Genomic DNA, 12884 nt, shown 5'->3' with positions numbered 1-12884 from the left:
TAAAATGCCTTCTGAAGGGTAAATACAAATGTAAAGAAAATTAAATTAACTTTTAAAATAGATAAAAAAGAGCGTAAATACTCAACCAAAGGAGGACTTCACTATTATGAAATACGTAGTAGTCGGAACATCACATGCAGGCTATGCTGTAATCGAAACATTATTAATATCAGATCCAGAGGCGGAAATCGAAGTATTTGAAAGTGCCGAAGCACCTTCATTCTTATCTTGCGGTATTCAAAGTTATTTAGAAGATGTTGCACCATCATTACATTCCTTACATTATGCAGATGCAGAATCATTAAAAGAACAAGACGTGAACTTGCATCTTCAAACAACGGTAACGGATTTAAATACCCAAAATAAAACCGTGACTATTAGAAAAGATGGCCATACTTCAGAAGTCTCTTACGATAAATTATTCTTAAGTCCAGGTGCTGTACCAAACGAACTACCAATCAATGGCATCAATGATTACAATAATGTCTTATTTATGCGTGGTGAAGAATGGGCCGGCAAAATCAAAGAACGCATGCAACATGCGAAGAAAGCCATTGTAGTCGGTGGCGGTTATATCGGTATCGAAGCAGCCGAAGCCTTTACCAAAGCCGGCATCGATACAACACTTATGGATGACCACGATCGTATTATCAACACTTATTTAGATAAAGAATTTACAGATATTTTAGAGAAAAACATTGCCGAACACGGCTTAAAATTCAAAGGAAATGCGAGCGTTAAAGCCTTGAAAGCAGACGATAACAACAATGTTACAGCCGTAGTCACAGATGACGGCGAATACAAAGCAGATACAGTATTATTTGCTGTCGGCGTTAAACCTGCAACAGAATGGTTAGACGGCAAAGTTGAACTCGGCAAAAAAGGCATTATCAAAATCAGCGACCGCTTAGAAACATCAGAAAAAGACGTTTATGCAAGTGGCGACGCAACGCTTATTCCATTCGCGCCTATCAACGAAGACCGCTATATTGCACTTGCAACTAACTCTCGTCGTCAAGGTTACGTAGCAGCACGCAACATGGCAGGCAAAGACATGAAGATGCCACGCGTTTCAGGCACATCTGGTCTTTCTTTATTCGATTACAAATTCGGTCAAACAGGCGTACATGAAACAGAAAAAGACAGTTACGACGGCAACTTAGGAGCAAAATATATCGAAGTACCTGTGCGTCCTAAATTCCGTCAAGACGATACAACAGTTCACCTTAAAATCATGTTCGATGAAGATACACATCGCATTCTAGGCGGACAAATTATGAGTACGGAAGACTTAGTAGAATCTATCAATACACTATCGGTTGCAATCAATGCAGGCTGGACATTAGAAGAACTCGCATTAGTCGACTTCTTCTTCCAACCAGACTTTAACCGTCCATGGAACTACTTGAACATCCTAGCACAACGCGCATTAGGCGACGATGTCTTCCCTAAAGACAAACAACTCTTCTAAACCCTTACGGACAAAAAAGGTGTGTCTCTCCTCGAGAAGAGACGCACCTTTTTAATGAGCTTAATACCATTTTAAAGAGACTCCAACCCTTTGAAAGCATATAAAAGAATCGATAAATCTGCATACCCACTTATCGATTCTTACTTTATTTAGAGATACATTTCTTTAATGTAGCGAGTTTGATTAACCTTCTCTTCTTTTTCCAATTCTTCACGATTTGCTTGATTTCACTAGTAGCTTTTTTCATTTTTAAAATTTTAAATACCTTTATTTTGAAATTTAAGGGTTATTTTAAAGATTTAGAGGCAATTTTATATAAGCTTTTAAAACGCAAATATGAGTCAAATAAATGTATTTTAAGTACATCAACTAAAATTTGAGAAAAACCAGTGAATAATTTTTTAGACACTGTCCATTTATATACAAATTTAAAAGTTAGTATGAAAAGTGGTCAACCATACCGGCTGAGCGCTATCATTGCCACAGAAACAAAAAAGCATAAAAAAACGTAAAAAACCTATAATATCAAAGTTTAAGAATACTTTTTCATCTTTACTAGCCACTCATAGTTTCAAATCATCAAATTAATAAATAAAAATATAGCTGTTAATATTTATTAATTTGGTTTCATTATAAGCAATATTTTCAATAAATGTCTCAACAACAGGCTTAAAATATATATAACATACGAAATGACTTCCTATAATTCACTGATTATATCAAACAAATTAAAAGGCTTAAACATTGATTTAACAGCGTTTAAGTTTTTTTTCTTTACTACTGTTTATTCCTCCTTTATATACCATTGATCTGACACTTTATTATCTATTTTTATTAGTTAATATTATATAGATTTATTCTGTTAGTAAAATAAACATTAAATAGCCTAAATAACCAAGATAATAGCCATTAGAATAATACTAATGGTTGGTTTTTGATTCTTCTTTTTATTGAATATAGAACTTTTATAGACTGATAAAAAAAAAATTCATTTATGTAAATATTATTTTTTGTTAATTTAAATTTAGAGAAGGAGATGAGGAAAATAGATAAAAAGACTTTCAAAAACACTTTTAAAACAACATCAGTTGTAATTTTGATTTTATTGTATTCTTTATTTTCACTAAGCGACAAATATAGTATTATCTTACTTTGTTTATTAGCTATTATTTTAGGTACAATTATTCATTTTTTAGTAGAATTTATTGGTGACTATTTATATAAAAAATAAAAGGTGGACGCAAATTCGTTCTAAAACTTTATGATCACATTCGTGTATAAAATTTTAATCACTCAAAAATCAACTAAGTATTTTATTAGTTAAATGCTTTAGTTTTTATATTTTTATCTTTTAAAAATGTTTCTACTTCTTTTTGTTTTTTTCCATTTACGTCTTTTTTATATTGTTCATTAATTGAATTTATCTTATCAATATCTTTTATAGATAGATTATCTGAATTAGAATTTTTATTTACTTTTTGTATTTGTGTATTCAATTTGTTTAAGTACTGATTAGCAGTTGTTATATAATCTTTAGTTTTAAACACTCCATCTTTATATCCATTTGGTAAATTATTGTTTTGAATAAAGTTAGAAAAATTACTATCATTTTTATCATTCATTTCAGTTAATGAATTTAATTTTTTTAACTCATTTTTATTTAAGTTATCTTTATTACTTAAACTTTTAATATTTTCAATTAAAGCATGATTTGTATCTAAATATTTTGAAACACTCTTTTTAATTTCTTTTTTACTGATATTTTCATTAATTTTACTAGATGAAAATACTTGTTTAGGTATTGCTGGTAGTTCACTTTTATTAGAAGTTTGATTTTTTGATTTTTCTGTAGAGTTACCACAAGCAGTTAATGAAAAAAATAAAAGAGAAATCATTATTAACACAAAAAATTTCTTAATATTCATTTAACATTCTCCTTTTTTAAGCTTTTCTTTATTCTCCCCAATCTTTTTCAAGTTGTTTTAAAAATTCTTTTCGATTATATTCTAAATCTTGATCGTACTTTTCACTTTGAACTTCTCTCATATCTCTACTTTTATTTAACCAATTAGGGGTTTTCTCTCGACTTCTCCCATGTGGCTCCTTGCGGTTAGGTTTTCGTTTTTTCCTAACAGTATCGTCGCTAGACACAAATGTGTCTCGTTCACTCATTCATTCCCACCACGCTTTCTTCGAAAGTTATTACTTAACGTAACCTAAGCATATAAAACATGCAAAGGTGATTTAAGTAATATAGTGGTTTGGAGTACTGGCTTTGCTAGCCACCATTATAAAATTTTATAAATAAATAATAAAAAATGTAAATTAGATATTTAAATAGAATATGATTTTTTGTTAAGGTTTAAATATAAAAATATTAGGAGGCTAATCAAGAAGATTACAAAATCAATCAAAATATAGCCAATATCATTTATGATAATCTCGAAAGAAATGATAATGGTGAATTACAAATTATTGATAAAGAATATTTAAAGAATGAACTAAGCAATTCTAGTTTAGATGTTACAGTTAATGATGTTGAGAACTATGTGAATCAATATAATAAAACTATGCAAGGAAAAAATGGTAAAAAAGCGAAAGAAAATTTAGTAGCTTTTAAAAAAGAAGTTGAAAAACAACAAAAAAAATAGTACAAGTACGAGTAATAGAGATGCTTGCGATGCTATAACTGTAACTGGTTTTGCTCATACTACAGCTACATCAAGAGCAATGGCAGCATTAGGAGTCAGCGGACCTGTTGGCTGGGGATTTGCAGCAGGAATGGGAGCGTTATATACTGGAGAATCTATTGCTTGTAATCATGCGTAGGTGAAAAGATGAAAAAATTAATAGATAAATATTTTTTCACTATAAGTCAAGCAACTATCTTATTTATTTTTGCAATTCCAATGACAAACTTAGTGATTAAAAGTCTTTTACTTTATATTTTATTATTTATTATCTTAATTGGAAGTACATTTTTTATTGAACGTGATTTAAGTAAAAAATACTCACTACAGGAAAAAGCAAAAAAAATGTGCTTCACATTGTTACCTATTAATATAGTAGTTGTTCTTATATTCTTTATATTTATACTTTAATATTATAATGAATATATAAGATTAAACTATAGCACATCAAATATTTTAATATTTGATGTGCTATATATTTGTGGGAGAAAAAATACGAAAAAGAGTAACGTAATTTTAATAATATGTCTTGTTTTTATTTTAGTAGGATGCTCAGAAGAAAAAGAAAATAAAATAATTATTTATGTAGACTACAAGTGCCCTTATTGTAAAAAAGTAGAAACTAATATTGTGCCTAAATTACAAAAAGATTATCTTGATAAAGATAAGGTTGATTATAAATTTGTAAATATGACATTCTTAGGTAAAGATGCAATCAAAGGATTTAGAGCTGGTCATGCAGTTCAAAATATTGCCCCTAATCATTATTTAGAATTTCAAAAGTTAATTTTTTCAAAATAACCTAATCATGAAAATGAATGGTTAACTGAACAATTAATTGACCGACAAATTGATAAACTCAATATTAGTGATAAAAAAGCAAAAAAAATTAAAAAAGATTATAAAACTAAAAATAGTCAATCTTGGAAAGATGCTCAGAAAGATATAAAACTTTATAAAGATAAAAAAGTTAAAGAGGCGCCAACTGTTTATGTAAATGGTAAAAAATTGAAAGATCCTTATAGTTATACAGAATATAAAAAGTATTTGAAGTAATTAATTTAAAAAAGGTGATCATATTGATGAATTTTCAAAAAGCGATATTAAAGATATATTAGAAAAAATAGCTGAAATTGAAGAAACACTATATCAAAGAAATGAATAAGTTATACAAAGATACTACTCATAATCATAACTTATGTCTAAATAAACAACAAAAAGTAACAATAACAAACTTGATTTTAGTAAAATATAAATACCTTTAAATTTTTCAAATTATTCACACTAAAGCTAATACATAAGTGTCTATCCCTATTTAAAAAAACGTTATTTCTATATAGTATCAAGACAAGAAGAAACTCGTTTCAAAAAAAGCTTCAAAAAGCCCCCTTTTTCGAAAAAGGGGACCAAAAAAATTAATACTTTAAGATTGTTTTCTTTTTCTATTTTGAATCCAATATGCACTACCTAATAAACCAACAGGAATACCTGCTAACGGAGTTAAAATATTGCTGAGTATAAATGTAACAACAACTACAATACTTACGTTCTTAAAATTTAATTCTAAATTTTTAAGATCTTCCCAAGATTGTTTTAATACATTCTTTACAGACATAGTAAAACCTCCTTTACACTTACCTTAATTATAACACTTTAAAGTTTTAAAAATATATACAACTATAGTTCTAACAACCGTTTTTTTTTATTCCAATTGCTTTATTGACGTTGAGCCTCGGAACCCTTAACAACCCCAAAACTTGTCGAATGGTCGGCTTAATAGCTCATGCTATGCCGACATTCGTCGATTTTTACCTTAGTTTTAAGTAATCGGTGTTATAGCACAGATATAAAAATTAATACTATCTCAAAATGCAACTAAGATTTAAGCTACTAGTTTTTTTGCTAGTAGCTTTTTTTATTTTATATATCCAAAGGTGTACTTAAACACCTAAAAGGTATGTTCTAAAATCAAATTTACGTGTAATATAATCTAATATATCTATTTTTTATTTTAAGAGAATATTTAGACTACGCCGAAAACGAATGTGTTCATGTATCATCATTCCATAATTTTTTAATATGTTAGAATTTTTCTTCTTTTTTGATAACTTTTCACCTATAAGTAATAAAGTTGTTATTATTAATCTGCCTACTATTGCTGTTATCATTATTTATACCATCCTTTTTTAAATTTACCTTTATTTTAATTTATTTCTATATTATTTTCACTATCGCTCGGACGCATAAGTGTTAAAACACCTTCTACCATACCTATCACACCCGGTATTCCAGTCCAACAAAATAGTAAATAAAGAAGAGCATTTTTATTTTTCTTAACATAAAACTTATGAGCCCCGAAACCTCCTAGAAAAAATGCTAATGCAGAGTAAACATATTTATTAACTTGCATGATTTCCACTCCTTTAATTAATTGATTTAGAGAAACATTAAATAATTTAGTGATTTCTAAAATTGTTTTTAAGTCGGGATTACTTACTTGTCTTTCCCAATTAGAAATAGAATGTCTCGATACGCCTAACTTTTCAGCTAACTTTTCTTGAGACATGTTTTTACTTTTTCTTAACTTTTGTATTTGATGTCCAATTTTTGTTTCCAAATTATTTTTCTCCTTAAATTTAAGATATATTTAAACACAATTTTTTCTATAGATATTTATGAACATTAGTATTTTTTTTGCTGAAATATATGAACAATCGCATAATATCAAGGTTTTTCTATAATTATACACGTTTTAAAATACATTGTGATAATACATAGAATGTACCTTATCAAATCATATAAATGTAATCTTTAAACCAAAACCAATGTAACACATAACATATTTAGTTAAACTTCTTATTACTAGAGAATGATCTTTGTGTAATTTCAACCGTCTGCTATCTTCTCATTTGGTTATTTCTTTTCTGTTCTTGCTAGTATTTCTTCTTTTTCTTATGATTAACATTATTTCGCTTTTCAGTTTCGTTCGCATAGTACATAAGGAAGTCACTGGCATTTATAGCTGGTAAATTAATATGATTAGACTGTTTATTTTTGTGTTCAAGATGATTATGTATAAAAGTTTTATATAATGATATAATTTAACTTTGGATTATTTATTGTTTTAAAGATCGGAGTTGAAATCATTGAATATAAAAGAATACTCCCTAAAAATCAAAGGGAAATGTTTAATAAATAATTGTGATTTAAAATTCTATTCAGGGAAGATCAATATGGTTATTCATTGATTCAAATTATAACTAATAAAATTATTATATCTGAAGGTACGATCTATCCTTTATTGCGTAGGCTTGTTAAAGAAAATTATTTAGAAAGTTATTATAAGCCTTCCAAAGAAGGACCTTCACGAAAATATTATAGTATCACTGTAAAAGGTAACAAACGTTTACATGAATTAATAAAAGAGTGGGAATATTTCACCGAAGCTATAAACTCATTTATGAAAGAGAATGATATCCATGAATAAAGAACAATACCTTGAAATCCTTAAAAAAAGAATGAAAAATGTTGATAAAGATGAAAAAAAAGATATTTTAAATGAATATGAATCTCATTTTATTAGTGGCTATAAAGACAATAAAGATGATACTGAAATTATAAAAAAATTAGGAGACCCAGTAAAGATATCAAAAGAAATCAATGCTATGACTGCTATTAACAAAGTGGAAAAAGAAAAAAATATAAAAAATATATTCATAGCTGCTTTTTCTATTATGAGTCTTAGTATTTTTAATTTCATTTCAATAACTTTTAGCTTTTTCGTTCTTTTATTACTCTTACCATTGATATTAGCCTATGTTATTGCAGTTCCTATTATGATTGTATCTTCAATAATATTATTAGTAATTGGAGTCATAAATGGTTTTGACACAATTAGTATGCATGATATCTTTGAAGTAATCAAAGGAGTCATATTAGGTATTATATTAGGATTTATGGGTTATTTTGTTGCTAAATATTTCTTGAATTTTGTAGTTCTATACTTAAAATGGAATATGGCTATCCTTAAGAAGGAGAAGTTGTAATGAAAAAATTTTTTATTTTAGGATTATTGATTTTTTCACTTGTTTTGACAGGCTGTAATAATTTAGAAAGTAAAGAAGATAGTGAAACAGATAAAATAGTTCAAAAGCCAATACCTAATAAAATATTTGATAGAAAAATTATTAACTCTCGGATTTCAGAAAATGAACTTAAAAAATCGATAAAAATATATTTAGATAAAAATGAAGAGCTCTCAGAAGCTAGCGAATACTATGAGGACAAAGTTGATTCTGAAGAACCTCTAAATAAAAGTGAGATCAACAAATTGAAAAAAATAAATAATCTAATTAAACATAATGATGAAAATTTTCGTGAGTATATTCAAAACAACACCTTACCTAAAGATTATAATAAAGAAACTTTAAGAATAAGTGAGTATATATCAAATTCTAATAAATTTAATCAAAATTTGGATACAAAAATTGATCAAGCAATTAACAAAAGTATAGATCAAAAAAAAGTATCAACAAAAAACATTGACGAAATTAAAGATGATAGTAAAAAAGTAAATGGAAAGGAACAAGCTAAGATTGAAAAGTTTTTAAAAGACAAAAATATTAAAACTAAAGCATTCAAAAAATAAAAATCAAGCTACTAATTCTATAAAGAGTTAGTAGCTTGATTTTTATTTATATCTAAATAATACTAACTGTAATAGATATATTTATAATGTGAACTTAAAAAAGATTATGAACATTCGTTTTAAGACTCTGTGAGAAGCTCTCATTTGCATCGAAGTAAAGTTTATTAAACCAGATCATTATCATGTTTAATTCTATAAACAGTCTGCCTTGTTATATTTACTTCTTTCGCAATTTTACTAATTGCTTGCCCTTCTTTTAACATTTCCACAACTCGATGATAAATAATACGTTTTTGAGGATCTTTTGCATTAGGTGAGTATAGTAAAGGACGTCCTTTATATACACCTTTTTCTTTAGCTACTTTAATTCCTTGTGCTTGTCTACGTTTACTTTCATTTCGTTCTTGTTCTGAAACCATTGCTAATATTTGAATAATTAGATCTTTCATAAATTTATCTAATAATGGATTGCCAATGACTTCATTCATCATAGGTAAACTAGTAATCATCAATTGAACTTCTTTATCCTTTAAATAATTAACTGTGTTAATCACTTCATCATAATTACGACCTAAGCGATCAATCGATTCTACTACAAATCTATCGCCCATTCTCACAAAGTTAAGTGCTTCTTGAAATACGGGTCTATTTTCTACTGACTTTCCCGATTGTTTCTCTGTAAATATTTTCTCTACGCCAAATGTTTTCAAATTATCTAGCTGTCTCTCTAAATTCTGATCTACCGAAGATACTCTTGCATAACCTATAATCATTCATTTTCACTCCGTAATTAATATACACCCTAATCATACGTTTTAGTCACTATAAATTCAATAACTTATTTTGTATGATTAGGGTGTACCACAAGTAGACATATAGATAAATATTTTTTACTTTTTTGTGTCACTTTACTTGTTATATTAGAAATATTCACCTAATAAATGAGAAAAGGAGTACATTTAAAGAGTTTTGTTAGTATTAATTATTTTTCGTTTTTTAGTATAAATATTACATGATTTTTAACTTTGCAACAGAACCAAAAATTTATATTCCTGGCGTAATTTTTGTCTTAATAGACGCATTACTTCTCCTGTTTTATTTAATGAACTAACTACATCGTAAGTCTACGTACCAAATTATTTTCAGGTATACCATCATCACGAGGTTACCTGTTTTCTTATATATTCCCTTAATACACACTATTTTCACCAACATTTTTTCCAAAGTGTTGCATTTTCCAACGACTTAAAACTTTTAATGGTACCCGAACGTGGGTATAACTTGTTACATTATCAAATGTAACATTTTAAATATGCTTAATTTGAGGTATCGGTTTAATGTAATTGCTCACAAATCATCAACATACTACCCATACTTTAAGCGATATAAATTAATGAAATAGGGGGAAATGTCTTGGCAAAGCTATTATACAAACTAGGAAAATTTATAGCTAAGAACAAATGGCTAAGTGTTATAGGATGGCTTGTTATACTAGGTGTCATTATCACGCCATTAATGATAAACTCACCGAAGTTTGACAGTGACATCACTATGAACGGCCTTAAGTCATTAGACACAAACGATAAAATTAGTAAAGAATTTCATCAGGACAGTGAGAAAGCCTCGATGAAAATAGTCTTCCATTCTAATAAGAATGATGGACTCAATAATAAAGATACGAAGAAAGATATTGAAGATGCTTTAGACAATATCAGACAAAATGATGATTATATCCAAAATATCTCTAATCCATATGACAGTGGACAAGTTAACGATGAAGGCGATACCGCTATCGCTAACGTAAGTTATGTAGTTCCACAAACTGGATTAAAAGATTCTTCTAAACATATCATCGACAAAGAATTAAAAGATGTAACTGACAACCACAATGTGCAAATTGAAAAAGCTCAAGGTAGCTCTATGAATGCTGAAATTGGTGGTACATCAGAAATTGTCGGTATCGTCGTAGCATTCGTAATCTTACTTATTACCTTTGGTTCACTTATCGCAGCTGGTATGCCAATTATTAGTGCAATCATCGGTTTAGGTTCAAGTGTTGGTATCATCGCATTATTAACATATATCTTTGATATTCCAAACTTCACGCTTACACTAGCTGTAATGATAGGTTTAGCTGTTGGTATTGACTACTCACTCTTTATTCTATTTAGATTTAAAGAACTTAAGAAAAAAGGTGTCGATACTGTAGAAGCTATCGCAACAGCAGTGGGTACAGCAGGTAGTGCTGTAATATTCGCTGGTCTTACAGTTATGATTGCTGTTTGTGGTTTATCACTTGTAGGAATCGACTTCTTATCGGTTATGGGATTTGCTTCAGCGATTAGTGTGTTATTTGCAGTATTAGCAGCATTAACACTATTACCTGCCCTAATCAGTATCTTCCATAAAAGTATTAAAATTAAAGATAAACCATCTAAAAGTAAAGACCCTAAAGATCATCCTTGGGCAAAATTTATTGTTGGTAAGCCAGTTATCGCTGTTATTGTAAGTTTAATTATTTTAATTTTAGCTGCTATACCAGTCAGTGGCATGCGTTTAGGTATTCCAGATGATAGTTTAAAACCAACTGACTCATCAGAATACAAAGCTTATAAATTGATCTCAGATAATTTTGGCGAAGGTTATAACGGACAAATTGTCATGTTAGTAAATACAAAAGATGGTGGAAGTAAAAGCACTATCGAACGTGACTTAAATAATATGCGTAGTGATGTAGAAGACATTGATAATGTTGATACAGTTTCAAAAGCACAACTAACTGACAACAACAATTACGCATTATTCACAATCATTCCTGAAAAAGGACCGAACTCACAGTCAACAGAAAATCTAGTATATGATTTACGTGATTATCATAGCCAAGCGCAAGAAAAATATGACTATGACACTGAAATTTCAGGACAAAGTGTTATTAACATCGATATGTCAGAAAAACTAAACAACGCTATTCCAGTATTTGCAGGCGTTATCGTTGTATTAGCATTCGTCTTATTAATGATTGTGTTCCGTTCAATCTTAGTTCCATTAAAAGCAGTACTAGGCTTTATCCTTTCATTAATGGCTACATTAGGTTTCACAACATTAGTCATTCAACATGGCTTTATGGGTAGCTTATTTGGTATTGAAAACACAGGACCATTACTCGCATTCCTTCCAGTAGTCACAATTGGATTGTTATTCGGACTTGCCATCGACTACGAGCTCTTCTTAATGACACGTGTACATGAAGAATACAGTAAGACTGGCGACAATGATCATTCAATCCGTGTAGGTATCAAAGAAAGTGGACCTGTTATCGTAGCTGCTGCACTTATTATGTTCAGTGTATTCATCGCATTCGTCTTCCAAGATGACAGTGCAATTAAGTCAATGGGTATCGCATTAGGTTTCGGTGTGTTATTCGACGCATTCGTCGTACGTATGACATTAATTCCAGCATTGACGAAACTCTTTGGTAAAGCTTCATGGTACCTTCCTAAATGGTTAGGTGCAGTATTGCCAAACATTGACGTTGAAGGTAAAGCTTTAGAAGAAGATAATCATCACGACACATCTTCTGAAAAAGGTCATGTCAACGATAAAAATAATGAATACGCTAGACAAGACAAAGATAACTATGTTTATCAAAATGACAAACGTAACCACAATCGCAATTATAATGACGAAGATTATAACCGTTCTGTGCATTTAGATAATCATCATGACCAGCATCATCGCCAACATCATTATGATAATCAACGTGATGATATCGACTATGAATCACTTTATACTCAAGATGGCGACCATACTCATCATGATGAGCGTAATTATAATGATCGACACTATCAAGACAATTACGATAGAAACGATGATTATCATGATTCAAATTTCGATAAAACAACAAACTTATACAAAGAATTAACTGATAGCAATATTGATCAAGATGTATTATTCAAAGCATTAATGTTATACGCTCGTGAAAACAACAAAGGTGTTTACGATAGATATAACCGATCATCTCAACATCGTCATGATGACGAACTTAGAGACTAATATTAAAAAGGAGGAAACACGT

The 12884-nt window shown here is 29.2% G+C and carries 12 protein-coding genes and 1 pseudogene; 8 read left to right on the top strand and 5 right to left on the bottom strand.

Going from position 1 to position 12884, the window contains the following annotated elements; genetic code table 11:
* The first annotated feature begins 106 nt into the window (after positions 1-106).
* A complete protein-coding gene (locus tag HMPREF2881_RS02395; protein ID WP_002454687.1) occupies positions 107-1471 on the top strand; it encodes an FAD-dependent oxidoreductase in 1365 nt (454 codons plus the stop codon).
* Between the two features lie 1316 nt (positions 1472-2787).
* On the opposite strand, the gene HMPREF2881_RS02390 is transcribed toward HMPREF2881_RS02395, so the two are convergent.
* The gene (locus tag HMPREF2881_RS02390) at positions 2788-3396 is read right to left on the bottom strand and encodes an NDxxF motif lipoprotein (protein ID WP_002454685.1); all 609 of its coding nucleotides are present in this window, start codon (positions 3394-3396) and stop codon (positions 2788-2790) included.
* 28 nt (positions 3397-3424) lie between these two features.
* Entirely contained in the window at positions 3425-3643 is a 219-nt protein-coding gene (locus HMPREF2881_RS02385) for a hypothetical protein (RefSeq protein WP_002454684.1), read from the bottom strand.
* A 456-nt stretch (positions 3644-4099) separates the two neighbouring features.
* On the opposite strand from HMPREF2881_RS02385, the gene HMPREF2881_RS02380 reads away from it, so the two are divergent.
* The 3 genes and pseudogenes from HMPREF2881_RS02380 (at position 4100) to HMPREF2881_RS02370 (ending at position 5217) form a co-directional block, all read left to right on the top strand.
* Entirely contained in the window at positions 4100-4300 is a 201-nt protein-coding gene (locus tag HMPREF2881_RS02380; protein ID WP_002454683.1) for a hypothetical protein, read from the top strand.
* An 8-nt stretch (positions 4301-4308) separates the two neighbouring features.
* Entirely contained in the window at positions 4309-4572 is a 264-nt protein-coding gene (locus HMPREF2881_RS02375; protein WP_002454682.1) for a hypothetical protein, read from the top strand.
* A gap of 102 nt (positions 4573-4674) precedes the next feature.
* Positions 4675-5217: pseudogene (locus tag HMPREF2881_RS02370) on the top strand (DsbA family protein).
* Positions 5218-5584: 367 nt separating this feature from the next.
* Here the strand turns inward: HMPREF2881_RS02370 and HMPREF2881_RS02365 are convergent.
* A complete protein-coding gene (locus tag HMPREF2881_RS02365; RefSeq protein WP_002449597.1) occupies positions 5585-5776 on the bottom strand; it encodes a VraH family peptide resistance protein in 192 nt (63 codons plus the stop codon).
* A gap of 588 nt (positions 5777-6364) precedes the next feature.
* The gene (locus HMPREF2881_RS12155; protein WP_002454680.1) at positions 6365-6778 is read right to left on the bottom strand and encodes an NINE protein; all 414 of its coding nucleotides are present in this window, start codon (positions 6776-6778) and stop codon (positions 6365-6367) included.
* Between the two features lie 627 nt (positions 6779-7405).
* Here HMPREF2881_RS12155 and HMPREF2881_RS02355 point away from each other — a divergent pair.
* The 3 genes from HMPREF2881_RS02355 to HMPREF2881_RS02345 are packed head-to-tail and all read left to right on the top strand — an operon-like array spanning position 7406 to position 8809.
* Positions 7406-7648, top strand: a complete 243-nt coding sequence (locus HMPREF2881_RS02355; protein WP_002454679.1) for a PadR family transcriptional regulator — start codon at positions 7406-7408, stop codon at positions 7646-7648.
* Positions 7641-8207, top strand: coding sequence for an HAAS signaling domain-containing protein (locus tag HMPREF2881_RS02350; protein WP_002454678.1), 567 nt, complete (start codon positions 7641-7643; stop codon positions 8205-8207). The genes HMPREF2881_RS02355 and HMPREF2881_RS02350 overlap by 8 nt, the downstream gene beginning before the upstream one ends.
* Positions 8207-8809, top strand: a complete 603-nt coding sequence (locus HMPREF2881_RS02345; protein ID WP_002454677.1) for an NDxxF motif lipoprotein — start codon at positions 8207-8209, stop codon at positions 8807-8809. Before HMPREF2881_RS02350 ends, HMPREF2881_RS02345 begins: the two co-directional genes overlap by 1 nt.
* A 164-nt stretch (positions 8810-8973) precedes the next feature.
* Here HMPREF2881_RS02345 and HMPREF2881_RS02340 read toward each other — a convergent pair whose 3' ends face one another.
* Positions 8974-9582, bottom strand: a complete 609-nt coding sequence (locus HMPREF2881_RS02340; protein ID WP_002454676.1) for a recombinase family protein — start codon at positions 9580-9582, stop codon at positions 8974-8976.
* A 640-nt stretch (positions 9583-10222) separates the two neighbouring features.
* Here HMPREF2881_RS02340 and HMPREF2881_RS02335 point away from each other — a divergent pair.
* Entirely contained in the window at positions 10223-12862 is a 2640-nt protein-coding gene (locus tag HMPREF2881_RS02335) for an MMPL family transporter (RefSeq protein WP_002449922.1), read from the top strand.
* Positions 12863-12884 lie beyond the last annotated feature (22 nt).

Origin of the sequence: Staphylococcus sp. HMSC057A08, from assembly GCF_001812925.1 — a bacterium.
Lineage (GTDB): Bacteria > Bacillota > Bacilli > Staphylococcales > Staphylococcaceae > Staphylococcus > Staphylococcus hominis.
The sequence above is the reverse complement of the archived record's forward strand: the minus strand, read 5'-3'. Positions and strand labels throughout refer to the sequence as shown.

Bases quoted from the DNA above. Each gene is read 5' to 3' on its own strand.
- HMPREF2881_RS02395 (WP_002454687.1), top strand. From the start codon at position 107: ATGAAATACGTAGTAGTCGGAACATCACATGCAGGCTATGCTGTAATC.
- HMPREF2881_RS02390 (WP_002454685.1), bottom strand. From the start codon at position 3,396: ATGAATATTAAGAAATTTTTTGTGTTAATAATGATTTCTCTTTTATTT.
- HMPREF2881_RS02385 (WP_002454684.1), bottom strand. From the start codon at position 3,643: ATGAGTGAACGAGACACATTTGTGTCTAGCGACGATACTGTTAGGAAA.
- HMPREF2881_RS02375 (WP_002454682.1), top strand. From the start codon at position 4,309: ATGAAAAAATTAATAGATAAATATTTTTTCACTATAAGTCAAGCAACT.
- HMPREF2881_RS02365 (WP_002449597.1), bottom strand. From the start codon at position 5,776: ATGTCTGTAAAGAATGTATTAAAACAATCTTGGGAAGATCTTAAAAAT.
- HMPREF2881_RS02350 (WP_002454678.1), top strand. From the start codon at position 7,641: ATGAATAAAGAACAATACCTTGAAATCCTTAAAAAAAGAATGAAAAAT.
- HMPREF2881_RS02345 (WP_002454677.1), top strand. From the start codon at position 8,207: ATGAAAAAATTTTTTATTTTAGGATTATTGATTTTTTCACTTGTTTTG.
- HMPREF2881_RS02340 (WP_002454676.1), bottom strand. From the start codon at position 9,582: ATGATTATAGGTTATGCAAGAGTATCTTCGGTAGATCAGAATTTAGAG.